The organism is Comamonas suwonensis, assembly GCF_012844455.2.
GTDB lineage: Bacteria > Pseudomonadota > Gammaproteobacteria > Burkholderiales > Burkholderiaceae_C > Comamonas > Comamonas suwonensis.
Genome location: NZ_JABBCQ020000001.1, coordinates 357,190 through 382,839 on the forward strand (window position 1 = coordinate 357,190; position 25,650 = coordinate 382,839).

General features: G+C 58.9%; 21 protein-coding genes, 1 tRNA gene and 1 riboswitch. Of the genes, 8 read left to right on the plus strand and 14 right to left on the minus strand.

Translation table 11 applies throughout. From position 1 onward, the window contains the following. Window positions 1–531: 531 nt before the first annotated feature. The 5 genes from HF327_RS01580 to radA all read right to left on the minus strand — a co-directional run bounded on the left by HF327_RS01580 (window position 532) and on the right by radA (window position 4,714). Window positions 532–1,320: a glycosyltransferase family 2 protein gene (locus HF327_RS01580; RefSeq protein WP_236023999.1), complete on the minus strand. Its 789-nt coding sequence runs from the start codon at window positions 1,318–1,320 to the stop codon at window positions 532–534. Between the two features lie 71 nt (window positions 1,321–1,391). Next, window positions 1,392–1,601, minus strand: coding sequence for a zinc-finger domain-containing protein (locus HF327_RS01585; RefSeq protein ID WP_169106568.1), 210 nt, complete (start codon window positions 1,599–1,601; stop codon window positions 1,392–1,394). A 74-nt stretch (window positions 1,602–1,675) separates the two neighbouring features. Next, on the minus strand, window positions 1,676–2,614 hold the full coding sequence (locus HF327_RS01590) for a branched-chain amino acid transaminase (RefSeq protein ID WP_169106569.1): 939 nt from the start codon (window positions 2,612–2,614) through the stop codon (window positions 1,676–1,678). 89 nt (window positions 2,615–2,703) lie between these two features. After that, window positions 2,704–3,147 (minus strand): glycerate kinase, encoded by a 444-nt coding sequence (locus HF327_RS01595; protein ID WP_169106570.1) that lies wholly within the window; start codon window positions 3,145–3,147, stop codon window positions 2,704–2,706. A 181-nt stretch (window positions 3,148–3,328) separates the two neighbouring features. Next, window positions 3,329–4,714 carry a DNA repair protein RadA gene (gene radA / locus HF327_RS01600; RefSeq protein ID WP_169106571.1) on the minus strand — a complete coding sequence of 462 codons (1,386 nt, stop codon included), beginning with the start codon at window positions 4,712–4,714 and terminating at the stop codon, window positions 3,329–3,331. Between the two features lie 177 nt (window positions 4,715–4,891). Between radA and HF327_RS01605 the strand changes: the two genes are divergently transcribed. Continuing rightward, window positions 4,892–4,968: transfer RNA gene (locus HF327_RS01605), tRNA-Met, on the plus strand. Window positions 4,969–5,126: 158 nt separating this feature from the next. Here HF327_RS01605 and HF327_RS01610 read toward each other — a convergent pair. Then, entirely contained in the window at window positions 5,127–6,434 is a 1,308-nt protein-coding gene (locus HF327_RS01610) for a Glu/Leu/Phe/Val family dehydrogenase (protein WP_169106572.1), read from the minus strand. A 209-nt stretch (window positions 6,435–6,643) separates the two neighbouring features. Here HF327_RS01610 and HF327_RS01615 point away from each other — a divergent pair, with 209 nt between their 5' ends. Continuing rightward, the gene (locus HF327_RS01615) at window positions 6,644–7,567 is read left to right on the plus strand and encodes a fumarylacetoacetate hydrolase family protein (protein ID WP_169106573.1); all 924 of its coding nucleotides are present in this window, start codon (window positions 6,644–6,646) and stop codon (window positions 7,565–7,567) included. 117 nt (window positions 7,568–7,684) lie between these two features. On the opposite strand, the gene HF327_RS01620 is transcribed toward HF327_RS01615, so the two are convergent. Further along, the gene (locus HF327_RS01620; protein WP_236024000.1) at window positions 7,685–8,779 is read right to left on the minus strand and encodes a PPK2 family polyphosphate kinase; all 1,095 of its coding nucleotides are present in this window, start codon (window positions 8,777–8,779) and stop codon (window positions 7,685–7,687) included. Window positions 8,780–8,899: 120 nt separating this feature from the next. Then, entirely contained in the window at window positions 8,900–9,814 is a 915-nt protein-coding gene (locus HF327_RS01625) for a LysR family transcriptional regulator (protein ID WP_169106574.1), read from the minus strand. Between the two features lie 92 nt (window positions 9,815–9,906). Between HF327_RS01625 and HF327_RS01630 the strand changes: the two genes are divergently transcribed. Continuing rightward, window positions 9,907–10,407, plus strand: coding sequence for a PACE efflux transporter (locus HF327_RS01630; protein WP_169106681.1), 501 nt, complete (start codon window positions 9,907–9,909; stop codon window positions 10,405–10,407). 113 nt (window positions 10,408–10,520) lie between these two features. Here the strand turns inward: HF327_RS01630 and gltS are convergent, their stop codons facing one another. Beyond that, entirely contained in the window at window positions 10,521–11,759 is a 1,239-nt protein-coding gene (gltS, locus tag HF327_RS01635) for a sodium/glutamate symporter (protein WP_169106575.1), read from the minus strand. A gap of 405 nt (window positions 11,760–12,164) precedes the next feature. Beyond that, window positions 12,165–12,271, plus strand: a riboswitch (S-adenosyl-L-homocysteine riboswitch). Window positions 12,272–12,307: 36 nt separating this feature from the next. On the opposite strand from gltS, the gene metH reads away from it, so the two are divergent. Next, window positions 12,308–15,061 (plus strand): methionine synthase, encoded by a 2,754-nt coding sequence (metH, locus tag HF327_RS01640; RefSeq protein WP_169106576.1) that lies wholly within the window; start codon window positions 12,308–12,310, stop codon window positions 15,059–15,061. 98 nt (window positions 15,062–15,159) lie between these two features. Here metH and cynS read toward each other — a convergent pair whose 3' ends face one another. Continuing rightward, the gene (gene cynS / locus HF327_RS01645) at window positions 15,160–15,603 is read right to left on the minus strand and encodes a cyanase (protein ID WP_169106577.1); all 444 of its coding nucleotides are present in this window, start codon (window positions 15,601–15,603) and stop codon (window positions 15,160–15,162) included. Between the two features lie 177 nt (window positions 15,604–15,780). On the opposite strand from cynS, the gene HF327_RS01650 reads away from it, so the two are divergent. Together HF327_RS01650 and HF327_RS21925 are read left to right on the plus strand one after the other, a co-directional pair. Further along, a complete protein-coding gene (locus HF327_RS01650) occupies window positions 15,781–17,013 on the plus strand; it encodes an ammonium transporter (RefSeq protein ID WP_169106578.1) in 1,233 nt (410 codons plus the stop codon). A 49-nt stretch (window positions 17,014–17,062) separates the two neighbouring features. Further along, on the plus strand, window positions 17,063–17,407 hold the full coding sequence (locus tag HF327_RS21925) for a hypothetical protein (protein WP_236024001.1): 345 nt from the start codon (window positions 17,063–17,065) through the stop codon (window positions 17,405–17,407). Between the two features lie 149 nt (window positions 17,408–17,556). Here the strand turns inward: HF327_RS21925 and HF327_RS01660 are convergent, their stop codons facing one another. Together HF327_RS01660 and trpB are read right to left on the minus strand one after the other, a co-directional pair. Further along, window positions 17,557–18,936, minus strand: a complete 1,380-nt coding sequence (locus tag HF327_RS01660; RefSeq protein ID WP_169106579.1) for a glycerophosphodiester phosphodiesterase family protein — start codon at window positions 18,934–18,936, stop codon at window positions 17,557–17,559. A 118-nt stretch (window positions 18,937–19,054) separates the two neighbouring features. Then, the gene (gene trpB, locus HF327_RS01665; RefSeq protein ID WP_169106580.1) at window positions 19,055–20,257 is read right to left on the minus strand and encodes a tryptophan synthase subunit beta; all 1,203 of its coding nucleotides are present in this window, start codon (window positions 20,255–20,257) and stop codon (window positions 19,055–19,057) included. Between the two features lie 186 nt (window positions 20,258–20,443). On the opposite strand from trpB, the gene HF327_RS01670 reads away from it, so the two are divergent. Continuing rightward, window positions 20,444–21,931: a DUF2868 domain-containing protein gene (locus HF327_RS01670; RefSeq protein WP_169106581.1), complete on the plus strand. Its 1,488-nt coding sequence runs from the start codon at window positions 20,444–20,446 to the stop codon at window positions 21,929–21,931. Between the two features lies 1 nt (window position 21,932). Further along, window positions 21,933–23,510, plus strand: coding sequence for a DUF3482 domain-containing protein (locus tag HF327_RS01675; RefSeq protein ID WP_169106582.1), 1,578 nt, complete (start codon window positions 21,933–21,935; stop codon window positions 23,508–23,510). Here HF327_RS01675 and HF327_RS01680 read toward each other — a convergent pair. Both HF327_RS01680 and HF327_RS01685 read right to left on the minus strand, forming a co-directional pair. Then, window positions 23,485–24,657, minus strand: coding sequence for a sensor histidine kinase (locus HF327_RS01680; RefSeq protein WP_169106583.1), 1,173 nt, complete (start codon window positions 24,655–24,657; stop codon window positions 23,485–23,487). The two genes, HF327_RS01675 and HF327_RS01680, sit on opposite strands and share 26 nt — an antisense overlap. Continuing rightward, window positions 24,642–25,391 (minus strand): response regulator, encoded by a 750-nt coding sequence (locus tag HF327_RS01685; RefSeq protein WP_407927013.1) that lies wholly within the window; start codon window positions 25,389–25,391, stop codon window positions 24,642–24,644. The genes HF327_RS01680 and HF327_RS01685 overlap by 16 nt, the downstream gene beginning before the upstream one ends. Window positions 25,392–25,650: the final 259 nt, after the last annotated feature.

Genomic DNA, 25,650 nt, shown 5'->3' on the forward strand with positions numbered 1-25,650 from the left:
ATAAGCAGCAATCGCGAGAGCGCCCGCAGAGCCCAAAGCGATACCCCAGACGATTGCGGACAGCCGGACTCCCGTTTTGCTCAGATACCAGAGGCTGAGAGTAGCCAAGCCATATTTCGCGCCATAGCCCCAACCTGCCGCTGAGAGCCAGCGATCCAATGACAGGCTCCATAGCAAGCCCATGGTCACAAGCATCCCAACGAGAACCAGAGTATCCCGTTGTGTGGGCTTTTTTGATCGAACGGCAAAGCAGCCAAACAGTGTGAAAAGTGCGAGAGCTGTGGACCCGTAGGAGTAACCGGACGGTACGCAAAGGCTTAGGGCGAAGAATGCAAAGCAGGCGGCATCCAGTGCATAGGGAAGGGCCAAGGCAAGCTTGCTTGGTGGTCGCGTGACTTGCGTGTGCAAATTCATGGTTTGTAATTAAGTGCTGCTGTTAGAAGAATTTGCGTTGAATAGCAAACTAGTTCTGCTTCAGGTAGGGAACTTGGTGCTTTTGTATTTCTACAAAAACACTAGTTTTCTTGAGCATCAGCTTCTTTTGAGATCTGTAGGGTAGTTTTTGTCATATCCCAGAGCTGCATATCTGAAGAATGCCTCTAGTGCGACGAATAGACAGTATAGGAAGCCAGCCCCCCCGCAGAGAAAGCCTAAATGGAAAAAATACAGGCGAATAAACATTGAAGAGCCCGATGCTAGGCCGCGAATTACGCCACCTTTTTTCCCTGCACGTTTAGCCGCACCCAGCATGGAGTACTGGGTCAATTTTTGGAGGCTATCGAGTACGGTCTCTCTCGAATGATGAAGCAAGGGCGCCGAAATTTTCTTACGCTGCATTTTGGAGTCAGTCAACTTAGCTTCTTCATGCACGATTCCCTTGAATTCGCGCACGGTGCGACGAACAAAGAGGCGTTCAACCAAAGATGTTGAACGCAGATACTTCAGTTCATGACCAAAAGCCACCATACGCCAGCGAATCTTCCATACAGCCTGCTGATTGCTCGAAACAATGGCTTGCAGTTCTTGCTGAAATTCAGGGCCGATGATTTCATCGGCATCGAGGAAGAATATGTAGTCACCAGTGGCGTGTTGAAGCAGACGATTTCGCTGTATGGCAAAGCCTTGCCAGTCTGGGTAAATAAAAGTCTCCGCTCCACAATGACGTGCGATTTCCACAGTGCTATCGGAACTGCCGCTATCTACAACTATTAGTTGATCTGCAAACTTGGCACTTTCCAGGCAGGCTCGGATTCTGTGAGCCTCATTGAGTGCCAGTACGCCTATGGTTAGTGTGGGACGTTGTTCTGTGTGAGTGGACAAGGGTGTTCCTCGCAATGCGCCAAAAGGAAATGCCGCTTGACGCGGCATTTATTGTTCAGCACGGGTGTGCTTCAATGCCCGCCCGCAAACACTTCGCCCGCCTTCAGGCGGTACACGGTGCCGCAGTAGGGGCACTTGGCTTCGCCGGTCTTGGCGACATCCAGATAGACCTTGGGGTGGCTGTTCCACAGCTTCATGTCGGCTTTGGGGCTGGGGCAGAACACGCCTCCTTGGGCGTTCAGGTCTTTGGCGGCCAGTTCGACGACGGCGTTCGTGGTCATTTCTCGTATCTTTCTCGTGATTTTCAATGATGCCTATCCCTGACACTGGCGACGCCACTCAGGGATAGCGATTGTCACACCTTGGTGAGCCAGTGTGCGTATTGGGGGTTGCGGCCGTTGACGATGTCAAAGTAGGCGGTTTGGATTTTTTCGGTAATCGGGCCGCGCTGGCCGGCACCGATCTGGATGCGATCCACCTCGCGGATGGGCGTCACTTCGGCGGCGGTACCGGTGAAGAACAACTCGTCCGAGATATACAGCTCGTCGCGGGTGATGCGCTTTTGTACCACTTCCAGACCCAGATCCTTGCAGATGTGCAGAACGGTGTTGCGGGTGATGCCGTTGAGCGCGCCGGCCGACAGGTCGGGGGTGTAGACCACGCCATCCTTGATCACAAAGATGTTCTCGCCCGAGCCTTCGGACACAAAGCCAGATGCATCCAGCAGGATGGCTTCGTCGTAGCCGTCGTCTAGGGCCTCGGTGTTGGCCAGAATGGAGTTGGTGTAGTTGCTCACCGCCTTGGCCTGGCTCATGGTGATGTTCACATGGTGGCGGGTGTAGCTGGAAATTTTGGTGCGGATGCCGCGCTGCATGCCTTCCTCGCCCAGATAGGCGCCCCAGGCCCAGGCGGCGACCATCAGGTGAATGGTATTGCCCTTGGGGCTGACGCCCAGCTTGCGGTCGCCAATCCAGGTCAGAGGGCGCAGATAGCAGGATTTCAGCGCGTTGGCCTTGACCACATCGACCTGCGCCTGATTCACCTGTTCATGGGTGAATGGAATCTGCATGCGCAGAATCTTGGCGCTGTTGAACAGTCGCTTGGTGTGATCTTCAAGGCGGAAGATGGCCGTGTCCTGCTCCGTCTCATAGGCGCGCACGCCTTCAAAGGCACCGCAGCCGTAGTGCAATGTATGGGTCAGCACATGAATTTTGGCATCGCGCCAGTCCACCAACTGGCCATCCATCCAGATCTTGCCGTCGCGGTCGGACATCGAGGGAGCAACAGGGCTCATATAACCATCCTCTAATGGGTTGTCAGTGGTCGCCACCGCGGTTTGAGCGGGTGGCGCTTGTCTGCTAAGCAACCATTCTAGAGGGTGGCTTACGTCGGCGTCTGGGTGCTTGTATCAGGTGCGCTCAGGGCTGCATCATCCGTTTGCTGAGGGCGCTGCAGCTCCCACTTCATCAGGCGACCGTTTACAAATTCGCAGGTCACGGATGAGTTGGTGCCATCGGTCCAGCGATAGATCTCAGGCGACTGGCCTTCTTCAGACAGACGCAGGCCCAGCGAACGCGTCATGGCAATCACATGTACCAGCGCCACCTTGGGCCTGAGCTTGACGTTGAGCATCACGGCGCTGCCCACATAGCCAATGGGGCGGTTTGAGGCCTTCTTCATGATGGACATCAGGCGCGTGAAGTGCAGCAGCCCCCACATGATGATGCCGCCGGCCACGGCCGCAACGCCGGGCCAGCTGGCGGACCGATAGGCCGCGATCATCAGCACGACCAGGCCAATGGGAACCAAAATATTGCGCAAATTCATGGGCTTATTGTCTTACGAGAGGGCGGACCGGCGCTTGCGGACAGTGCGTATGCCCGTGCGACCCGCTCAATTCAAAGAGTCATCAAAAACAATAGCTGTTAGCGCTATTGAATGAAGCATTTCAAGTCATTTATGTCTTGATTTGTATGAAATACAAGCGCAAGCAGCTATCAAAATAATATCAACCAATGCCCCGCACGATGTTCATGGCTTCGTCTACGCGCTCTACGGCATGAAGGGTCAAGCCGGGGATGGGCTTCTTGGGAGTATTGGCCTTGGGAACAAGGGCGACAGTGAATCCTAACTTTGCAGCCTCCTTTAAGCGCTCCTGCCCACGTGGAGCGGGGCGGACTTCGCCAGCCAGACCGACTTCGCCAAAGGCGATGAACCCTTTGGGCAAGGCCTTGCCGCGCAGACTTGAAGTGATTGCTAGCATCACAGCTAGGTCAGCGGCAGGCTCGTTAATGCGAACACCGCCCACGGCATTGACGAACACATCCTGATCGGCGCAGGCCACGCCCGCATGGCGGTTCAGTACGGCCAGCAGCATGGCCAATCGGTCTTTATCCAAGCCCACAGACAGCCTGCGGGCCTGCGGGCCGCCTTGGTCGACCAGGGCCTGAATTTCTACCAGCAGTGGGCGTGTGCCCTCCAGCGTCACCATCACGCAGCTGCCGGGCACGGGCTCGCTGTGCTGGCTTAAAAAGATAGCGCTGGGATTGGTCACGCCCTTGAGGCCTTTTTCCGTCATGGCGAAGACGCCAATCTCGTTGACGGCGCCAAAGCGGTTCTTGATGGCGCGCACCAGGCGGAAGTTGCTGTGTGTGTCGCCCTCAAAGTACAGCACCGTGTCCACCATGTGCTCCAGCACGCGGGGGCCGGCAAGCGCGCCGTCCTTGGTCACGTGGCCCACCAGAATGATGGTGATACCCGTGGTCTTGGCCGCACGCGTCAGGTGCGCTGCACATTCGCGTACCTGGGCCACAGAGCCGGGGGCGGACGAGAGCTGGTCCGAATACACGGTCTGAATCGAGTCGATCACCACCACGGCGGGCTGGGTGGCTTCTACCGTCGCCAGAATCTTTTCCAGCTGAATCTCGGCCAGCACATTGACCTGGCTGTTATCCAGCCCCAAGCGGCGCGAGCGCAAAGCCACCTGGGCACCGCTTTCCTCGCCTGTCACATACAGCGTGGGCAGGCCAATGCGGTGCAAAGCATCCATGGCTTGCAAGAGAAGTGTGGACTTACCTATCCCAGGATCTCCGCCAATCAAGACCACGCCACCTTCGACCACGCCACCGCCCAGCACGCGGTCCAGCTCCTCAATGCCGCTGGGGGTGCGGGCAACGTCTTGTGCTTCGATGGCCGACAGCGGGGTGACCGGTTGGGCATTCGCCAGACCAGCGTAGCCCTGTGGCTGGCTCAGTCGGTTCTTGCCACCCGATGCGGACTCGGCCACGGTCTCGATCAGCGTGTTCCAGGCACTGCAGCTGGGGCATTTGCCCAACCAGCGCGGGCTGGTGCCGCCGCAGGCATTGCAGGTGAAAGTGGTTTTCTCTTTGGCCATGGGCGGCAACTATACCGATAGCCTTGTGCTCCAATTGCCAGCCTGCACTGATAAACGGGCGACAAATTTAAGAGCAAATAACCATGAAAGAAGAAGATTTTTATAACTTCTTCGCATGAGGCCAGTATTCGCGCTACAATTCACTCATCGACACACACTGTGTTGCTAACAAATTACCGCGCGATGGAGCAGTCTGGTAGCTCGTTGGGCTCATAACCCAAAGGTCGGAGGTTCAAATCCTTCTCGCGCAACCATCAAAAAAGCCTTCTGGAAACAGAAGGCTTTTTTCGTTGCCGCTTTAAATCAGCGGGTTTAAGCAAGTGACCGTAAGCAAGGACCGCCCCGCAGCGAGGCCGTCATCCCCCTCCCGCGAAGCGAGAGAGGGGGAAGGCGCAAAGCGCCTCAGGGGGAGTTACGGATACAGTCCGCGCATTTCACGGGCGTGAAGGATGCGCTTGCAGGCCACGATGAAGGTGGCGGTGCGCAGCGACACCTTGTTTTCCTGCGCCACGGCCCAGACGCCGGCAAAGGCTTCTTGCATGATGCGCACCAGTCGGGCGTTGATCTCGTCCTCGCTCCAGAAGAAGCTGGAGAAATCCTGCACCCACTCAAAGTAGCTCACGGTCACGCCGCCGGCGTTGGCAATGACGTCGGGCAGCACCAGTACGCCCTTGCCAGTCAGGATGTCGTCGGCCTCGGGAGTGGTGGGGCCGTTGGCGCCTTCGATCACCAGCTTGGCCTTGATCTGGTCTGCGTTGTCCTTGGTGATCTGGCTTTCCAGTGCTGCAGGGATCAGGATCTCACAATCCACACCCCAGAAGGCCTGGTTGTCGATGCTTTCGCCACCGCTGAAACCGCCGACGCCGCCGTTCTTCTGCACATGCTCCAGCAGTGCATTCACATCAAAGCCTGCAGCGTTGTAGATGCTGCCGGTGTGATCTTGCACGGCCACGAGCTTGGCACCCGCCTCGGCAAACAGCTTGCCGGCGGTACCGCCCACATTGCCAAAGCCTTGCACGGCCACGCGTGCGCCCTGAATGGTCAGGCCGCTGAGCTTGGCTGCTTCAATACCCACGGTAAACACGCCACGGCCCGTGGCTTCCACACGGCCCAGCGAGCCGCCCAAGTCCACGGGCTTGCCTGTGACCACGCCCGTTGCCGTCGCGCCGGTGTTCATGGAATAGGTGTCCATCATCCAGGCCATGATCTGGCCGTTGGTGTTCACGTCAGGGGCCGGAATGTCCTTGGATGGGCCAATCAGCAGGCCGATTTCGCTGGTGTAGCGGCGTGTCAGGCGCTCCAGCTCACCCTTGGACAAAGTGCGCGGATCCACACGGATACCGCCCTTGGCACCACCGTAAGGGACGTTGACCGCAGCGTTCTTGATGCTCATCCAGGCGGACAGCGCCATCACTTCCGACAGCGTCACATCCTGGTGAAAGCGCACGCCGCCCTTGCCGGGGCCGCGGCTCAGGTTGTGCTGTACGCGATAGCCTTCAAAGTGGGCGATGGTGCCGTTGTCCATTTCGATGGGCACGTCCACGATCAGGATGCGCTTGGGGCGCTTGAGTGTTTCCACCCAGCGGGCCAGCGAACCGAGATAGGGGGTGACCCGATCTACCTGCTGAAGGTAGTTACCCCAGGGGCCGATATGGTCGGAGTTGAGGTAAGAGGGCAGAGCATGCGCCGAGAAGGGCGCGGAAGAGTCTTTGGCTTGCATGGTGAATGCCTAGTTGACTGAATGTGAGCAAGTACTTTGTAAGTCCTTGCTATCTGGGACTTCAAGTGTGCGCGTGGCGGGTTTTTCTGTCCAAGGCTTGATGCGAACTGCTCTATGCGTTTTGTGCATAACCACGTCAAAGGTCAGAATCTTCATTACAAAGTGCTGGATTTGCGACATGGAAATACGAAATTTGCCATCATCTCCCCATGTCTGAAAACCAAGATAGCCATAGCGGCTGGAACGGCCCCGCGCCATTTGCCAACACCCCGCCTATCGGGCTTGCGCCTGAATTGCAGGCGCAAGAAGACGTGCTGCCCGACTGGGCCACGCTGTGGCCCGATTTGCCTGAAGACAGCTACGCGGCGGCCGATGCGCTGTGGTGGTCGCGCAAGCTGGGCACGCCGCAGGCGCTGGGCGCTGATGTGGCACCGCTGCTGGCTGATGAGTCTGATGCCCGCGCCGTGCAAAGTGCACTGGCCCGCACTTTGGGTTGGTGGCCTGCTGACCGTGCTCCGCTCTATTGGAAGTCCGGCGGCCCCAGCCGCGCTGCTGCGCTGCTGCATGTGCCACTGCCCGAGAACGGCATTCACCAAGGCGTGGCGCTGGCACCCGTGCCACAAGCCGTTTTCAACGTGCGCGGTGCCGAGGCAGAAATCGCTCTGCGCGTTGGTCAGGACATCAGTGCCGAGCAGGCCGCAGCACTTGATTACGACAGTGCGCTGGCGCTGGTGGATGGCGTGACCGTCGCTGTGGAATGGGTAGACGTGCGCTGGCGCGATGGTCTCAAAGCCCCGGCACTGGCCTTGCTGGCAGACGGCCAGTGTCATGGCGGTTTAGCGCTGGGCGAGTGGCTGCCTGCATCCACCATCACCGGGCGTGACTGGGCCAAGCAGCTGTGCACCGTGAGCGTGAATGGTGGCGCGCCGCAGCACTTTACCGGCACGCACAGTCTGGGCGACCCCGCCTGGCTGCTGCTGGACTGGCTGCAGCATGTGGCGCGTGAACACGGCAGCGTGCCCGCTGGCACGGTGGTGACGACGGGAACCTGGTGCGGCTGCATGCCGCTCAGCGCAGGTGACCGTTTTGAGATGCAGTTTGAAGGTCTGGGCCAACTGGGCTGGCAGTTCTGATCTTAAAAAAGAGCAGCTAGCGCCTGTTGAATATGGGTTTCAGATCCATTTAAATCTGAAACCCATCAACAGCATGCGCTAGCCGCTTTTGTTTTGAGAGCAATTGTCCTGCTGCGCTTACTTCACCTTGATCTTGTCCATTGCAGGCGCACCGGGCGGGTACTTCAGATCCAGGTTGCCCAGCACCTCGCGCAGCATGGTAGCAATCATCAGGTTGCGGTGCGTCTTTGAATCGGCGGGCACGATGGTCCATGGCGCCCAGGGTGTGTGCGTGGCGGCCAGCAACTGCTCGTAGGCCTGCTGGTAGTCATCCCACTGGGCTCGCACTTTCAGATCGTTTTCATCAAACTTCCAGTGCTTGCACGGATCATCCAGGCGCTCCTGCAGGCGCTGGCGCTGTTCGTCTTTGCTGATGTGCAGCATGAACTTGAGCACGATGGTCCCTGTCTCGCTGAGCATGCGTTCAAAGTCGTTGATCTGGGCGTAGCGCTGCACCTGCTGCTCGGGCGTGATGAAGCCATTGACCACGGGCACCAGCACATCCTCGTACTGGCTGCGGTTGAAGACCACCACCTCCCCCGCACCCGGCATTTGCTGGTGAATGCGCCACAAATAGTCGTGCGCCTTTTCCACCTCGGTCGGTGCTTTCCAGCCCACGGTGCGCACGCCCAGCGGCGTCATCTGGCCGAACACGCCACGCAGCGTGCCATCCTTACCTGCTGCGTCCATGCCTTGCAAAATGACCAGCAGTTTGAAGCTGCGGTCGGCATAGAAAATGTTCTGCAGACCGTCCAGCTCCGTGGCCAGTTGAGCTGCAGTGTCCTTGTCGTGCTGCTTGCCTTTATTGGCTGAAAAAGGTTTGGCAGCGGGGTCAAACTTTTGCAGATTGACAGGTGCAGGTGGGAGCTCTGCCGCGATGCGACTGTCGCGCGGCTCGCCCGGTTGCCATTGCTGCCAGAGCTTGCGCAGCGTCTTGTTCTGAATCTCGAACGGATAGACGCTGTGTGCCGTTGGTGCTACGACCGGCGTTGCTGCCGAAGCTTTTGTCGGAACTTTTGCTGCGGGCTTGGGCGGCGCTTTGCGGGCTGATTGAGCGGCTGGTTTAGCAGCCGGTTTTTTGACGGCTGGCGCTGCAGGTGTGGCGGTCTTGGCTGCGTCTACAGATTCACTGGTCGGAAAGGGCAGGCTGGGCTTGGCGGGCTGACGGGGCATACAAAAAACTCCTGTTCAGTGCGAATGTTCAGTAAGAGTGGCGCTATGAAATATATAGCGGAAAGCGCTTCAATATTCAGTGCTAAAGCCATTTTTGCGTGTAAACCGGTTCTGTCCATGTCAGTCTTTCCCTGCTTCGCGTTCGCGCAGCAGCTGCACAAAACGCCGCGCGGCAAGGCCTTGTGTGCGTTCTTTGGACCAGACCCAGTCTACAAACAAGGTCGTACCGTTGCTGAGGTTCTGTACTGGTATTTCCATCAGCGCACCGGCGCTGATGTGCGCCTCTATCAGCCCCTTGGGCAGCCAGCCCCATGCCATGCCTGCACCGATGAGTGACAGCGCCGCTTGGTGGCTGTCTGTGCGCCACAGCTGACGGGCAAATACAAAGCGTGGGTCGGTTTGCTGCGGATCGCGGCTGGCGACCAGAACCTGCCGCGTGGCCGCCAATTGCTCTACCGACAGGCGAGCCTGTGGGCCATGCTCGGCCAGTGCCTGCTGCCAGGGTGCGAATTGGGGTGACATCACGGCCACCAGCGTCTCGCGTCCCATTTCCTGAAAGCCCTCGCGGCCATCCATGGCCGGGCGCTCAAACACCAGTGCCAAATGGGCGCGGCCTGCGTGCAGCAGCTCCAGCGCATCGGTCTGCGGGGCGGCCAGCACCTCGATAGCAAGGGCCGGAAATTCCTGCACCAACTGGTTCAGAGGCTCGCTCCAATGCGTGGCCAGTAGCTCTGGTGCAATGGCCAGCGTCAGCCGCTCCTCCAGCCCCGCATGCAGGGCTTGTGCCTGCCAGTTCAGCAGCTGCAATTGCTCGGCCAGCAGGCGGGCCTGTGGCTCCAGTGCGCGGGCGGCGGCGGTGGGCACAGGCTCGCGGCTACGGCGTTCAAACAGCTGCAGATCCAGCTCGGCCTCCAACTGGGCAATGGCCATGCTGATGGCGGATGGCACGCGGCCCAGCCTGCGGGCAGCGGCGGAAAACGAGCCTTCATCAAGCACGGCAAGAAACAGAGGAACCTGATCGGCGGCGAATGGCATGGCGGTATCTGTCAGAAAAATTGAAAGGAGATGACTTTTATCTTCAGTTTTCAGAACATACACTGCAGTCCATGTCTCAACAAGCCTCCGCGATGGCATCCGCTTCTTCTTCTGCCGCTCACACTGTTCATTCTTCTTCGGCTGCGCCCCGCAAGGCCACCGGCCTGCAAGGCGCCAAGCGCCGCATCATCTATGTGTCCCTGTACGAGGCGATTGCCATCGCCGTCTCCAGCCTGATCTTTATTGCCATAGGCCAGAAGGCCAGTGACTCCGGCATCATGGCCGTGGCCGCATCGGTGATTGCGATCTGCTGGAACCTGAGTTTCAACCACCTGTTTGAAAAGTGGGAAGCGCGCCAGACTGTCAAGGGCCGGTCCGTGCTGCGCCGCGTGGTGCATGCCATCGGTTTTGAGGGCGGTATTGCCGCCATGCTGATTCCGCTGATGGCCTGGTGGTTCAACATTACGCTGTGGGAAGCTGCGGTGATGGAAGCCGGCCTGCTGGTGTTCTTCATGGTTTACACCTTTGCATTCAACTGGGCGTTTGACCGCCTGTTTGGTCTGCCCGCATCAGCACAGGCACTGACACAATAAATTTGTATTCAATCGGCTTCTAGCGCTTGTCCATCAACCGCAAGCAGCTATCAAAAAAGCGTGTTCCCGGTCTGCGGGAACACGCTTTTTTTTGTGGGTGAAGCCCAGGGCTATCAGCGCAGCAGGCTGAGCATGCCCTGCAGCAGGAAGGCGTTGATGATGTCGATAAAGAACGCGCCGACCAGCGGCACGATCAGGAAGGCCTTGTGCGATGGGCCGTACTGGTTGGTAATGGCCTGCATATTGGCCACGGCCGTGGGTGTAGCACCCATGCCAAAGCCGCAGTGGCCGGCGGCCAGCACGGCCGCGTCGTAATTTTTGCCCATGACGCGGAAGGTCACGAAGACCGCATACAGCGCCATGACGACGGTTTGCGCGGCCAGAATAATCATCAGCGGGCCAGCCAGATCGGTCAGCTCCCACAGCTTGAGTGAGAGCAGTGCAATGGCCAGATAGATGGACAGGGCGGCGTTGCCGAACACGTCGATGGCGCGGTCAAAGACCTTGAAGCCGAACACATAGTCCAGCGCGTTGCGGATGACCACGCCACCGCCCAGTGCCCAGACAAAGGTGGGCAGTTGAACGGCCGTTCCCTTGGTCAGGTTAGTCATAAATTCGGCAAAGGCCAGGCAGGCGGCAAACAGGGCCAGCGTTTCCACGGCGGCATCCGCCGTAATTAGGCGCGGTGCGTTGCTGGGGGATTCGAAATTGGCAACCTCGCTGCCTTCGCTCACCGTGGGGGAGGCATCGCGCAGCTGCTCGGACTCGGTCAGTGGCTGGGCCAGCTGGTTGCGGGTGATGAGGCGCTTGGCCAGCGGGCCGCCCAGCAGGCCGCCAATGACCAGACCAAAGGTGGCGCAGGCAATACCCAGCGTGGTGGCTCCGGTCAGACCGTATTGGCTTTCAAGTACCGAGCCCCATGCGCCGGCGGTGCCATGACCGCCTACCAGCGTGATGGAGCCAGCGACCAGACCAATCAACGGATCAAGCCCCAGTAGCGATGCCAGACCCACGCCTACGATGTTCTGCACCGTGATGAAGACAACAATTACGCCCAGGAAGATGAACAAGCCTGAGCCACCTTCACGCAGTTTGCTGAAGTTGGCGCTCAGGCCAATAGACGAGAAAAACACCAGCATGAAGGCCGACTGCAGGCTGCCCTCAAAGCTCAGCGACAGGCCCGTGATCTGATGCAGGGCAAAGATGGAAGCCGCCACCAGCAGGCCGCCAGAGACGGGCTCCGGGATGTTGAAGTCACGCAGAAAGCGGATGTGCCGTGTCATGAGCTTGCCAAGCAGCAAGACCAGCACGGCCATGATGAGTGTGTAGTACGCGCCGAAGGTCACGTTCATAAAAATCTCCAGAGAATTTCACGCGGTGACTGGGTGAGCTGCCTGAGCGGCGGGCGCAAACGTCTGTGCGTGGGTGAGTACGATGGTCAGCCCCACCTGAAGGTGATGGTGCCAAGGCCTCAAAAATCGGGGTGCCGGTACTTGTTCCGTCATGGCGACAGTGGGCTGCGAATGCAGTCGTCGGTGCCAGTTGGAACGTCGTGCGCGTCGCATGCGGGCGCGCACCATACCCGAAATATGCTTGAAATGAGATGCCTGCATTCGTGGTTGACGAAATCACCTTATGCGCTGCTGATTTTTTCAGGGGCAAATGCTCACATCTGTTATAGCAGCGCGTGACAAGACAAGGCGAAGCAAGCTGCTTTGGAGCCACGATTAAGCGCCTCGCCTTAGAATGACGGGCTTCGTCCCGAGGAGCGCTGCAGCTTGTCATCTTCATGCATGACCTGTCAGGCTCGGGGCCGCAGATCCTGCATGCGATCTGCCCGTATGTGCAACGGCGCTCACCTGTTTTCGATTCTGTTTCTGGTTTTCTCACAGGTGAGCTGATGTCTGCTGCTGTTCCCGCTACTGCTGTTTCTTCCGTGCCCCCCATGCGCCTGTCGGGCCTGGAGCCCGTTTTCATCGGCGAGGACACGCTGTTCGTCAACGTGGGCGAGCGCACCAATGTCACCGGCTCCAAAGCCTTTGCGCGCCTGATCCTGAACGAGCAGTACGAAGAAGCGCTTGCGGTTGCCCGTCAGCAGGTGGAAAACGGGGCCCAGGTCATTGACGTGAACATGGACGAGGCCATGCTGGACAGCAAGGCCGCCATGGTGCGTTTTCTGAACCTGATTGCCTCCGAGCCGGATATCGCCCGCGTGCCCATCATGGTGGACAGCTCCAAATGGGAAGTGATTGAAGCCGGTTTGCGCTGCATCCAGGGCAAGGGCATCGTCAACTCCATCTCCATGAAAGAAGGTGTTGACGAGTTCAAGAAGCACGCCAAGCTGGTGAAGCGCTACGGCGCCGCTGCCGTGGTGATGGCGTTTGACGAAAAAGGCCAGGCCGATACTTTTGCCCGCAAGATCGAAATTTGCGAGCGTGCTTATCGCATCCTGGTGGACGAAGTGGGCTTCCCGCCCGAGGACATCATTTTCGATCCGAACATTTTTGCGGTCGCAACGGGCATTGAAGAGCACAACAACTACGGCGTGGACTTCATCGAAGCCACCCGCTGGATCAAGCAAAACCTGCCGGGTGCCAAGGTGAGCGGTGGCGTGTCCAACGTGTCCTTCTCCTTCCGTGGCAACGACCCGGTGCGCGAGGCTATCCACACCGTATTCCTGTACCACGCGATTGCTGCGGGCATGGACATGGGCATCGTCAACGCCGGCATGGTGGGTGTGTACGACGACCTCGAGCCCACGCTGCGCGAGCGCGTGGAAGACGTGGTGCTGAACCGCCGCCCCGACGCCGGTGAACGCCTGGTTGAAGTGGCGGACAGCGCCAAGAGTGGTGCCAAGGACGAGAGCAAGAAGCTGGAATGGCGCGGCACGCCTGATGCTCCAAAGACAGTAGGCGAGCGCCTGTCGCACGCCCTGGTGCATGGCATTACCGACTTCATCACCGAAGACACGGAAGAGGCGTATCAGCAGCTCGTGGTGCAAGGCGGCGGTCGCCCGCTGCACGTGATTGAAGGCCCGCTGATGGACGGCATGAACGTGGTCGGCGATCTGTTTGGCGCGGGCAAGATGTTCCTGCCGCAGGTGGTCAAATCCGCCCGTGTGATGAAGCAGGCCGTGGCCCACCTGGTGCCCTACATCGAGGAAGAAAAGCGTCAGCAGGAAGCGGCGGGCATGGACGTGACCAGCCGAGGCAAGATCGTGATCGCCACCGTCAAGGGCGATGTGCATGACATCGGCAAGAACATCGTCACCGTGGTCCTGCAGTGCAACAATTTCGAAGTCATCAACATGGGTGTGATGGTGCCCTGCCACGAGATTCTGGCGCGTGCCAAGGCCGAGGGCGCGGACATCATCGGTTTGTCGGGCCTGATCACCCCCAGCCTGGAAGAGATGCAGTACGTGGCTGGTGAGATGCACAAGGACGACTACTTCCGCATCAAGAAGATTCCGCTGCTGATTGGTGGCGCGACCTGCTCGCGCGTGCACACCGCCGTGAAGATTGCGCCCAAGTACGAAGGCCCCGTAATCTACGTGCCTGATGCATCACGCTCGGTCAGCGTGGCGCAAAGCCTGCTGGGCGAAGGCAAGAAAGCCTACCTGGACGATCTGACGAACGACTATGACAAGGTGCGCACCCAGCACGCCAACAAAAAGAAAACACCGCTGTGGACGCTGGCGCAAATCCGCGCCAATGCCACCGTGGTCAACCACGCACCCGTGGCACCACGCACCATGGGCCGCCGCGTGTTCAAGAACTTTGACCTGGCCGAGATTGCCCAGTACATCGACTGGGGCCCGTTCTTCCAGACCTGGGATCTGGCGGGCTCTTACCCTGCCATCCTCGACGATGAAATCGTCGGCGAGCAAGCGCGCAATGTGCAGGCCGATGCCAAGGCCATGCTCAAGAAAATCATCGAAGGCCGGTGGCTGCAGGCCAATGGCGTGATGGGCTTGTTCCCCGCCAACCGCGTGGGTGACGACATTGAGTTCTACACCGACGAGACGCGTAGCGAAGTGCTGATGACCTGGTACGGCATGCGCCAGCAAACCGAAAAGCAGATGGTGGACGGTGTGATGCGTCCCAGCCGTTGCCTGAGCGATTTTGTCGCCACCAAGGAATCAGGCATCAAAGACTACGCCGGCATGTTTGCCGTGACCGCAGGCATTGGTGCCGAGAAGAAGGACAAGGAATTTGAAGCCGCACTGGACGACTACAGCGGCATCATGTTCAAGGCCCTGGCTGACCGCCTGGCCGAAGCCTTTGCCGAATGCCTGCACCAGCGCGTGCGCAAGGATTTGTGGGGCTACGCCGAAGATGAAACCCTCAGCAATGAGGAACTCATCAAAGAGCAGTACAAGGGTATTCGCCCGGCCCCCGGCTACCCCGCCTGTCCTGACCACACAGCCAAGATCGATCTGTTCAAGGCGCTACAGGCAGATGACATCGGAATGACGCTGACCGAGAGTCTAGCGATGAACCCTGCATCGAGCGTGAGCGGCTTCTACATCGGTAACCCTGAAGCGGTGTACTTCAACGTGGGCCAGATTGGTGAAGACCAGCTGGCCGATATGGCCGAGCGTCGCGGCATGGATATTGAGGAACTGCGCCGCTTCTTGGCGCCCAATCTGGGCTAAGGCCACATTGGCTTCTTTCAAAGGCCGTGCATGCACGGCCTTTTTGTTTGCCCCTGTAGTCATTCCACCTCAAAGCCGTGGCGCTGCGCTATAGCCGCTTAATAGGATTTGTAGGGCAAGAATTTGCCTGAAAGCAGCACTTGCACGCGGTCGCCATTGGCATGAGGTTCGCGCTGTATGTCCATGCTGAAATCGATGGCGCTCATGATGCCGTCGCCGAACTCTTCGTGAATCAGTTCCTTGATGGTGCTGCCGTAAACGCTGACGATTTCGTACCAGCGATAAATCAATGGATCGGTGGGTACGGCGGTCGGTAAGGAGCCCTTGTAAGGTACGACCTGGAGCCATCGGGCCTCTTCCTCGGTGAGCGAAAAAATGCCTGCCAGCGTGGCCGCCTGCGCGGCATTGAACGTCATTTGGCCCAGACAGCCTGCGGTGACCCACTCCTTGCTCAGGCCTACGGCCTTGGCAATATCCTCCCACTTCAGGCCTTGATTCACTTTGGCGGCAATGATTTTCTCGGTAACGTCGTTGCGATTCATAAAAGTCTCCTCAGACAGTGGAATCTGTAAGTGACAGGCGCAGCACGCGAATCGTGCCTGCCGTCATCAGCCAGACAAATGAATGCAAGAACCGGGCCTGCGACAGTGTGGGCTCGTTATTCTTTGGCACAAAAACTGCTTACCTCCTGTCAAAATTACTGACCGAGGGGGGAGTGCATGCAAATGGTGCCGTTTTCTGCCATCGACAAGGCAGACACCGCGTGGGTGATGATTTCTGCAGCCCTGGTGCTGTTAATGACGCTGCCAGGGATTGCTCTTTTCTACGCAGGGCTGGTGCGCCGCAAGAATGTGGTCAACACCCTGGCAGCGGTCTTTGCCGTAGCCTGCATCGTGACGCTGACCTGGTTCGCATTGGGATACTCGCTGGCTTTCACTGCAGACTCTCCTTGGCTGGGCAATTTGAGCCGTGCCTGGTTCTCGTCGCTGCATTACGACGGCAAGCGCAGCATGCTCTCCGTCAGTCACCTGGCACCGCATTTGCCAGAGGCGGCCTATGCGCTGTTTCAGGCTGCCTTTGCCATCATCACCACCTGCCTGATTGTGGGTGCAGTGGTGGAGCGTATGCGTTTTGCCACGTTGCTGGTATTTGCGGCGCTGTGGAGTGTGGCGGTCTATGCCCCTGTCGCCCACTGGGTGTGGGAGGGGGGCGGCTGGTTGAACCAACTTGGTGCACTCGATTTTGCAGGGGGCGCTGTGGTGCATGTGAATGCGGGTGTGGCGGCCTTGGTCTGCGCCACCATGCTGGGGCGCAGGCGTGGTTATGGAACCGAGGCGTTTGAGCCGCATAGCCTGGGCTGGACAGCCATTGGTACCGCTTTGCTGCTGTTTGGCTGGTTTGGGTTTAACGCGGGCTCTGCCCTTTCTGCCGATGGGCGTGCGGCACTGGCTTTTGTGGTCACTCTGGTGGCAGCCGCTGCAGGTGGCCTGGCATGGATGCTGATGGAGTGGGTGGTGCGAGGAGCCCCCACATTGCTGGGGCTGCTGTCGGGCCTGATTGGCGGCCTGGTAGCGATTACGCCGGCTGCAGGTTTTGTGCAGGTAGGCAGCGCAGCCTTGATGGGATTGATGGCCGGGGTGGTCTGCTTTTGGGGCGCGACCTGGCTCAAGCGCCGTCTGGGTGCCGATGATTCGCTGGACGTGTTTGGTGTGCATGGTGTGGGCGGTATCGCCGGGTCGGTGCTGACCGCCGTGTTCGCTGATCCGGTGATCGCAGGCACCAGTCCCACGGTTCTCAATCAGCTGGTCGCTGTATTGGCCGTAGCCGCCTACAGCGCAGTGGGCACGGCCGTCTTGTTGTTTTTGATTCGCCTGGTCATGCCACTGCGGGTGGATTCTGTACAGGAAATGGAAGGGCTGGACATCAGCCTGCATCTGGAGCGTCAGCATTGAAACAGCTGTACGCGCGCTTTGCTTGAGTCAAAAGTCAGGAGGTGCTTGTATGGAGGACAGCGAAAGGCTGGCAATAGCCGCCCATCTGCATGTGGTTTTGCGCCGCAAGACGGGGAGAGTGACAGATACCGAATGGATGGCTGGCAACCAGCTCTATGCGCAGGCCATGGCAGATTTCGCGTTGGCGCATGCCCATGAAAAAGCAGACGAGGAATTGGCCAGACTGGCCGAGCGATTGCAGGGCAGCTGGAGCAGTCCGAGCACGTTGAGGCGTGGTGGCACATCAAGTTCCTCTACTGCTTCTGTAGTGGCAAGTGCCTCTGCACCCGCTCTGGCGGAAGAGCCGCAGATACTGCCGCGCAGCGCACCGCGCTATGTTGGCGGGTTGCGCTGAGAAAGTGCAGGCCGAAAAACGGGATGCAATGCCGGGTGTGGTGAGGCCGGCGCAAAAAAAACCCAAGGCACCGAGGTGTCTTGGGTGTGGGGTGCAGTGCTTGATGCACCGCGCAAGAGTGCCGGAATAAAGTACCCAGGAATACCGGCTTACTTTCTCAGCTCTTTTTCATAAGCGTCACGCGCTTTGACGCCTGTGGCGGTGAAGTCGGTGAAGACACCATCAATGCCGAGACGGAAGTAGGCGAGGAACTCCTGCACCGGATCGCCCTTGTAAATGCCTGCCAGGCGCGCGGCTTCATCACGGAAGGTAAAGCTGTGGACCACCAGCCCCGCCTTGTGCGCATTGGCAATCAGGCCAGTGTCTTTCAGCGTATTAACGTCCTTGAGGCCTGCACCGGTCAGGTATGGCACTACAGAGTGCGCCAGCACCTGGGGCTTCCAGGGGCCAATGCCATCGGCATAGGTCTTGATCTCGGCCAGGCCGGGTGTGGTCAGCATGGCGCCAAAGGTGCGGGCGTCACCTGCCAATGTCCAGCTGTAGGGGCGGCCGCTGATGAAGGTCCATTCATCATTGGTGATGTAGACCATGGAGCCGTCCTGGAAGTTGATGTCGTTGCCATCCACCAGCTGCACACCCTTGGCCTTCATGCCGGCCTTGCGCAGATATTTGAGGCTTTCCGGGTCAAAGCTCTGGATATAGATGGGTGCACTCTGGCTGTTGAGCTGGTTCTTCTCAAGCAGAGCCATCACCGCGTCTTCCAGAGGGTGCGAACCAGGCAATCCGCAGCCATTGGCAATGGCTTGCTGGTTGTTCCAGTAAGGGTTTTTGGTCTCTGCGTAAACGGGAATCGTGCGCTTGAGTTCTTTGCTCTTGGCGGCGGCGATATCCAGCACATCCTGCGCGCTGATCAGGGGCAGCTTGCCATTCAGGTCCGTGGGCCTGTCTTTGGCGTTGTCCAGAATCTTGCCGGCCAGCAAGGTCTTGAGCTCGTGCAGTGAGAAGTCGCTGACGGACCAGTCGCCCGTATGGTCTTCACCATCGACGACCAAGGGCTTGAGCACCGAGCGCGGGTCATTGAGGTCGATCTGGTCACTCAGATACTTGGCGGGACCGTTGGCGACGGTAGGCGGGTACTTCACACTCACCAGCACGCCGGGCGCGGTGCGCTTGAGGGCTGCCACTGCGTCATTGGTTTTGGCCACCTCCTTCACATTGGTGCTGTCGCTCAGCCAGGCGTTGTGGCGCGCCACCAGCTGGCAGTCCCGAGTGAGGTGCATGTCCAGCTCCAGCATGTCGGCACCGGCATCGGCAGCCTTTTCATAGGCCATGCGTGTCTGTTCTGGATACAGGCCGGAGTAGCCACGGTGCGCAATCACCTGGGGTGGTTTTCCGTCCAGCGTAAGGTATTTGGGAATGATTTCCAGCGTGGGGCCGTTATCCCCACCGCCGCATGCGCTGAGTGTCAGGGCCAGTAACGCAGCGGTACTCAGTGAAGACAGGCGAAACAGGAAGTGAGAGGCATGCATAAGTAGATGGCTTGAAGAGACGGGATGGTGAACGTGATGCTCACTAGGCGCTGTGTCAGTGATGTGACGCATGGGCCAGAGATGCGCAATGGCAGGCACCTCTGGTCTTTGCTGCGGCTTACAGCCCCAGTTTTTTTGCCACGTAATCGGCGTCCTTGTCGCCGCGGCCTGACAGGTTGACGAGGATGTGCTGGTCCTTGCCCAGCTTGGGGGCTTCGCGTATGGCCCAGGCCACGGCGTGTGCACTTTCCAGCGCCGGGATAATGCCTTCCACACGCGACAGCGTCATGAACGCATCCAGGCATTCTTGGTCGTTCACCGACTGGTAATCCACGCGGCCAATGTCTTTGAGGTAGCTGTGCTGTGGCCCTACGCCTGGATAGTCCAGACCCGAGGCAATGCTGTGCACGGCGGCGGGCGTGCCGTCCGCGTTTTCCAGCACATAGCATTTCATGCCGTGAAGGGCACCCGGCTTGCCCACCGAGAGCGTGGCCGCATGGCGGCCGGGTTTGTCCACACCTTCGCCGGCAGGCTCTACGCCGACCAGATGCACGGCCTCATCCTTGAGAAAGGCAGTGAAGATGCCCATGGCATTGCTGCCGCCGCCCACACAGGCAGCCACATGCTCGGGCAGCTTTCCATGTTTGTGCTGGAACTGCTCGCGAGCTTCGCGCCCGACGATGGACTGGAAATCCCGCACCATCATGGGAAAAGGGTGGGGGCCGACCACGGAGCCAATGGCGTAGATGGTGTTGACTGGGTCTTGCAGATAGACCTCAAAGGCGCTGTCCACCGCTTCCTTGAGCGTTGCTGCACCGCGCGTCACAGGCACCAGAGTGCAGCCCAGAATGCGCATCTTTGTGACGTTGGGGTGCTCTTTTTCGATATCCACCTGGCCCATGTGAATCTCGCAGGGAATGCCCACCAGCGCGCAGGCCGTGGCAAGGGCTACGCCATGCTGTCCGGCACCGGTTTCGGCGATCACTTTTTTCTTGCCCATGAACTTGGCCAGCAGCGCCTCGCCCAGGCAGTGATTGATCTTGTGCGCGCCGGTGTGGTTCAGGTCTTCACGCTTGAGATGGATCTGTGCGCCGCCCAGTTGATCGGACAGGCGCCTGGCGTGAAAAATGGGGCTGGGACGGCCCACATAGTCGGCAAACAGCGAGGCCAGCTCATCCTGAAAATCTTTGCGCTTGACGATCTCTTCGTAGGCGGCAGAAATTTCATCCATGCATTTCTTCAGATCGGGCGGCACCAGCTGGCCGCCATAAGGGCCGAAGAAACCGTTGGCATCAGGCATGGCCTGTGGATTGAGAGTCATGGCTTGTCTCCTTGTGTGTTTTGCAGCAAAGCAGCATTCATAGCACACAGTGGGCCAAACGCACGTGCAGGCAAGCCCGAATGGGGTCCCAGTGAAATAGGTCCGTAGCCTTTGATGGAAAAGCACTTACAGCTATTGTTTTGATATTTTTGGAACCAATGTCTTTGGCTGAAACACAATAGAGACATGAAAGCCAGCTCTGCCCGCGACATTGTTTTTGCCCACGCTCTGGAAACTGCAGCTCCGCACGAAGCGCTGCCCACGCCAGAGCGTTGCGCCGCTATCACGCAGGAATGCCTGCACGCCCAAGGCAATGCCAAAGGCAGTGGACGCGCCGCCTTTGAGCGTTTTTTACATGAGCGTGCCAAACGCGTGATTGCAGCAGCGCAGCTGCCTGCCGATATCCGCGCAGTGGCACTGCAGGGGGCCGGTGTGTCGCGCTGGATGGTGGTGGCCGTTTTGCTGGGCGCGTTTGCACTGGGCTTTGCGGGCCATGCGATTACGGATCCGCATCGAGTGGACCTGCTTTCGCCGTCGTTAATTGGCATTGTTCTGTGGAATGTGCTGGTGTATGTACTGCTGGTGGTGAACTGGGGGCGCAGCCTTATCCAGCGCAAAAAAATGGTGGTGATGCCGCTTGAACCCGTGCAGGGCCAGACCGGGCAGGTTACGGCAGTGCCCAGTGGCTGGCTGCAGAAATTGCAAGCCAGAAAGTGGAGTGTTTCGCGCGGGACAGGGCTGCGAAAAATGGTGCTGAATTTTGAGCGTAACTGGTGGCAGATCAATCAACGACCACGCCATGCGCAATGGGCTTTGACCATCCATCTGGGCGCGGCCATGTTGGCGCTGGGCGCGCTGTCTTCGCTGTGGCTGACAGGGCTGACCAACGCCTACCAGGTGGGCTGGGAAAGTACGTTTCTCTCACCCTCCGCAGTGCAGACCTGCCTGAATATTCTGTTTGCCCCCCTGCAGCACCTGCTTGGTACGGAGCCTTGGACTCTGGCTGAAGTCACGGCGCTGCAAGGCTGGGCGCCCAGTGGTGTACCTGCAGTACCTGCAGGTTTTATGCAGTTTCTGGAGTACCCCACGGTAGGCCAGCTCTGGGTGCAGCTCTACAGTCTGCTGCTGGGCCTGATGGTGATTGCGCCGCGCCTTGTGCTGGCGCTGTGGCAGGGCATCAAGGTCTGGTGGCTGAACCAGCATCTGGCCCTGCCGCTGCAGCAGCCCTATTTTCAGAAGCTGCAGCGCGACTGGGCGGGTCGTGCCACCGCCTTGCAAGTACAGCCCTATAGCCTGGATATCACGCCTGAGCGAGAGGCTGCTTTGCGCAGCCATGTCGCACAAAACTATGGCGCGGGTGCTCAGCTCACAGTGATGCCCCCGTTGGCTTATGGATCGCCTTTGCCGAATGCGTCTAATTCATCGAATGGTCATGCTCAGCAAGTGCTGTTGCTGAACTTGGCAGCCACGCCTGAGGTGGAAATTCACGGTGCCCTGCTGGCGCAGGTGCTCAACCTCTGGGGGCCACAGACCGATGTCTGGCTGTGGGCTGCAGACTTTCGCGCCCGCAACACGGGTGCCCCGGCGCGGGTGCAAGAGCGGGAGCAGCTGTGGAAAGAATTTGTACGCAGCGCTGGCCTGAATGCCACCCTGGTGCCTGCTGCAGGAGTTTGAGATGACTGACGGCAATGTTTTGGTTCTGGGAGACAACAGCATTCAGTGGTGCCTGCTTTCGCACACCAATATCGGCAAAACCACGCTGACGCGAACCCTGATGGCGGACGATGTGGGTGAGATTGCTGATGCAGCCCATGTGACCAGCCAATCCAGGCGCTACCTGCTACAGAAAACGCAGCAAAACGATGAACTCTGGCTGTGGGACACGCCGGGGTTTGGTGATTCGGTCAGGCTGTACGAACGCCTGCGGCAGCAAGGTAATCCGCTGGGCTGGTTCCTCAGCAATGTCTGGGATCGCTGGAGTGACAAACCGTTTTATCTGAGCCAGCGCGCATTGCTCGCAGCGCGCGATCATGCGGATGTGATGCTGTACCTCGTCAATGCGGCAGAAGACCCTGCGGATGCAGGTTACTGGAGCGCCGAGATGAATATTCTGGCTTGGCTGAACAAGCCGGTCATCGTGCTGCTCAATCAGGTTGGCAGTGACACCACGCAAGCGCAGACGCTGCGCGATTTGCAGCGATGGCAGAAGGCGACGCAAAGCTTTCAGACCGTGGTGCGCGATGTTTTGGTACTGGATGCCTTTACGCGCAGCTGGTGGCATGAGCGCAAGATGATGCAGAGCATCGCACCACTGTTGCCGCAGGCCAAACAGGCTGCCTATCAGCGCTTGCTGGATCAGCGTGCCCTGCAGCAGCAACAGCGCGAGCAGGCCAGCCTTGAGGTCATGGCAGCGCAATTGCTGGCTGCGGCCCGCTTGCATGAACAACTGGAGCCTGAACAAGGGAAGCTGCTGGAGCGTGCCTGGCAGAGCCTGGGTCAGCTCACCAGCAAACTGGGAAAGACGGCTGCGGATGAAGACCGCTTGAGCGCGTCCGCCAAAGCGGCGGTGCAGCGCTTGATGCAGAGTCTGCGTCAGGCCGATGTGCAGGCCACTCAGCGCCTGCTTGAGATTCATCAGCTTGACGGCCAAGCCGCGAGTCAGATACAGGAGCAGCTACGTAGCCAGCTGAAGATCAATACGCCCGTAGATGCGCAGGCCGCTAGCCTGTGGGGTGCGCTGACGGCAGGCGCAGCCACAGGCTTGGGGGCTGACTTGATGGCCGGTGGCTTGACGCTGGGTGCCGGTGCCTTGGTGGGCGCGCTGGTCGGTGCCATCACTTTTGGTGGTGCTGCATGGGGTGCGAACAAGATGTTCGATCAGGAAAAGCAGAGTTTTCAGCTCTCGGTGGACTACCTGAATGCCACGGTCAGTCAGGTGCTGCTCAAGTACCTGCTGATCTCGCATTTTGGCCGTGGCCGTGGTCGCTACACCAGCCCGGCAGCGCCGCAGCAGTGGAGCGATCTGACGCAGGCCGTGGTTCAGTCACAGGCTGAACAATGGGCGGCAATCTGGACGCTGGTGCGTGATGAAGCAGGGGCTGAACCGACGACAGAAACGAGAGCCGAAACAGCGATTGAAGTACAGCACGCCACGCATGATCTGTTGCAGCAAAGCTTGCAGCAGATCATGGCCAAGCTCTACCCCATGCTGAGTGATGAGGATGCGTTCAAAGGCGAGGAAAGCGCACCGTAAAACGCGCTCCGCCACGATCTGATATGCCGGCACTGACATTGCCCCCTTGCGAGGTGACCAAGGCCTTGACGATGGACAGGCCCAGTCCCGAACCCTCTCTGCGGCGCTTTCCCGGGGCCTGCGCAAAGCGCTGGAAGGGGTGGGCCTGAAGGTCCGAGTCAAGGCCAGGCCCGGCATCGCTGACGCTGAGTGTGACCCAGTGCTGGCCTTGTTGATCAGATTCGGCGTGCACCTGAATGCCCAGCCAGTGGCCGTTGCTGGCATGGCGCAGCACATTGCCGATCAGGTTGCTGGTGATCTGGCGCAGCCGGTCTGCATCGGCGCGAATGTCCGTGCTGCCGTTGCCCTCCTGCATGGGAAGGTCCAGTGACAAAGCCATGTCGAACTTTTGCAGCTGCGGGTGCAGCTCTTCCACCACCTCTCCCACCAGCGTTGCCAGGTCAACGCGCTCTTTGCGCAGGGACAGCTGCCCTGCACCGGCCATGGAGAGCGTGTGCAGATCGCCCACCAGGCGGCCTAGATGCTCGACCTGGGCCAGCAGCACTTTCATCTCAGGTTGGCTGGTGTCGATCACACCATCGCAGATGGCATGCAGTCTTGCCTGCAGAACGGTCAGCGGGGTGCGTAGTTCGTGGGAGATAGATGCTGTCGTGGCCAGCCGCTCCGCTTCAAATGACTCCAGCGAATCGACCATGCCATTGAAGGCGTCGATCATCTCTGCCATCTCACCATGGGCATTGCCTTTGACTGCGCGGTAGCCCAGTTCGCCGCGCTTCACATGGGTGGCCACTTCAACCATGGAGGCGAGTGGGCTGGTGATGCGGCGCGAAATCCAGAATCCCATGGCCATGCCGAAGGGCAGGCTCACCGCAAGACCGATCACCAGAGACCATTTTTCTCCAAAAAGGCGGTCGCCTTCCCAATATTCAGAATAGATTTGTAAGGCTCTGGGGCTGTCTTCCAGGTCGTGAGACTTCAGTGTTTCCAGCTCGACCTTGATGGGGCTTGGCAGGTGGCGGTAGAACTCGCGGTACTGCAGCTCAGAAAACGCCAACACGCCAATGGCCAGAGAGGCAATGGCCAACAGGACCGCAGCAGTGATCCACAGGCCAAAGCGAACCCAGATGCGGTTCAGTCCCAGGGCCATAAACGGTAACCAATGCCGCGAACGGTTTCGATCAGGCCGTCCTGGCCAGCCAGTTGCAGCTTGCGCCGGAGCTTGGAGAGGTGAGAGTCGATGACGCGCTCCAGCGCATCGCTTTCAGGCAGGCAATTTTCAATCAGGTAAGAGCGTGAAAAGCAGCGGCGTGGCTGGGCGGCCAGACAGGCCAGAAGGCGAAACTCTGTGAGTGTGAGTGACAGCGAAACCGGATTGCCTTGATCGTCATAAACAGCAGCGCTGTGGGCTTCTACATCGATCTCGATGGGGCCGACACGGATGGGGGCTGCCACCGGTGCTGGCTTGGCCTGTGTACGGCGCAGCACGGCACGCACGCGTGCTACGACTTCGGGGGGGTTGAAGGGCTTGACCACATAGTCGTCCGCTCCCATGCGCAGTGCCAGCAGCTTGTCCACATCGTCAGCCAGTGCGGTGACCATGATGACCGGCACATCGCCGTCGCTGCGGATCATCTTCAGCACATCCACGCCATCGACCTTGGGCAGGTGGATGTCGAGCAGCACCAGATCGGGGCGCAACTGGCGAAAGCTCTGCAGCGCTTCTTCCCCGTCATGCGCCATGCGAATGCGCAGACCGTCGCGTTCCAGATAAGCGCTGAGTACACCGGCGATATTGGGCTCATCCTCGACGACGAGAACCAGAGGTGTCGAAGTGGGCTGAGAAAAGCTTGTCATGGTTTTGTGTGCAGAAAAGTCATGCATCTAGCGGACCCACTGAAACGTGTTATCCACCCATTATGGGCTGCAGTGGCTGCAAGAAGAAATTGCAGACTCATCTCCATAATTCCTCCATAAATCCTGCAATCAGGCGAAAACTTCTTACCGTTCAATGGCGAAATGGATAGTTGTTTCTGCCTTCCACGGGTTTTCTGGATGAGAACCCATAGCTTGACCTAACAGCGCTGTGAAATCTCCCCTTCAGGCTTCGCGCCTTCGTTTCGGTAGTCTGTGCCTGTGCGCC

Excerpts from the sequence above, each read along its gene's own strand:
- HF327_RS01630 (WP_169106681.1), top strand. The coding sequence starts at position 9,907 with ATGGCATCCGCTTCTTCTTCTGCCGCTCACACTGTTCATTCTTCTTCG.
- HF327_RS01680 (WP_169106583.1), bottom strand. The coding sequence starts at position 24,657 with ATGGCCCTGGGACTGAACCGCATCTGGGTTCGCTTTGGCCTGTGGATC.
- HF327_RS01625 (WP_169106574.1), bottom strand. The coding sequence starts at position 9,814 with ATGCCATTCGCCGCCGATCAGGTTCCTCTGTTTCTTGCCGTGCTTGAT.
- HF327_RS01585 (WP_169106568.1), bottom strand. The coding sequence starts at position 1,601 with ATGACCACGAACGCCGTCGTCGAACTGGCCGCCAAAGACCTGAACGCC.
- HF327_RS01620 (WP_236024000.1), bottom strand. The coding sequence starts at position 8,779 with ATGCCCCGTCAGCCCGCCAAGCCCAGCCTGCCCTTTCCGACCAGTGAA.
- HF327_RS01670 (WP_169106581.1), top strand. The coding sequence starts at position 20,444 with ATGAAAGCCAGCTCTGCCCGCGACATTGTTTTTGCCCACGCTCTGGAA.
- HF327_RS01650 (WP_169106578.1), top strand. The coding sequence starts at position 15,781 with ATGCAAATGGTGCCGTTTTCTGCCATCGACAAGGCAGACACCGCGTGG.
- HF327_RS21925 (WP_236024001.1), top strand. The coding sequence starts at position 17,063 with ATGGAGGACAGCGAAAGGCTGGCAATAGCCGCCCATCTGCATGTGGTT.
- cynS (WP_169106577.1), bottom strand. The coding sequence starts at position 15,603 with ATGAATCGCAACGACGTTACCGAGAAAATCATTGCCGCCAAAGTGAAT.
- HF327_RS01685 (WP_407927013.1), bottom strand. The coding sequence starts at position 25,391 with ATGCATGACTTTTCTGCACACAAAACCATGACAAGCTTTTCTCAGCCC.
- HF327_RS01595 (WP_169106570.1), bottom strand. The coding sequence starts at position 3,147 with ATGAATTTGCGCAATATTTTGGTTCCCATTGGCCTGGTCGTGCTGATG.
- gltS (WP_169106575.1), bottom strand. The coding sequence starts at position 11,759 with ATGAACGTGACCTTCGGCGCGTACTACACACTCATCATGGCCGTGCTG.
- HF327_RS01675 (WP_169106582.1), top strand. The coding sequence starts at position 21,933 with ATGACTGACGGCAATGTTTTGGTTCTGGGAGACAACAGCATTCAGTGG.
- HF327_RS01590 (WP_169106569.1), bottom strand. The coding sequence starts at position 2,614 with ATGAGCCCTGTTGCTCCCTCGATGTCCGACCGCGACGGCAAGATCTGG.
- HF327_RS01615 (WP_169106573.1), top strand. The coding sequence starts at position 6,644 with ATGTCTGAAAACCAAGATAGCCATAGCGGCTGGAACGGCCCCGCGCCA.
- HF327_RS01660 (WP_169106579.1), bottom strand. The coding sequence starts at position 18,936 with ATGCATGCCTCTCACTTCCTGTTTCGCCTGTCTTCACTGAGTACCGCT.
- radA (WP_169106571.1), bottom strand. The coding sequence starts at position 4,714 with ATGGCCAAAGAGAAAACCACTTTCACCTGCAATGCCTGCGGCGGCACC.
- metH (WP_169106576.1), top strand. The coding sequence starts at position 12,308 with ATGTCTGCTGCTGTTCCCGCTACTGCTGTTTCTTCCGTGCCCCCCATG.
- trpB (WP_169106580.1), bottom strand. The coding sequence starts at position 20,257 with ATGACTCTCAATCCACAGGCCATGCCTGATGCCAACGGTTTCTTCGGC.
- HF327_RS01610 (WP_169106572.1), bottom strand. The coding sequence starts at position 6,434 with ATGCAAGCCAAAGACTCTTCCGCGCCCTTCTCGGCGCATGCTCTGCCC.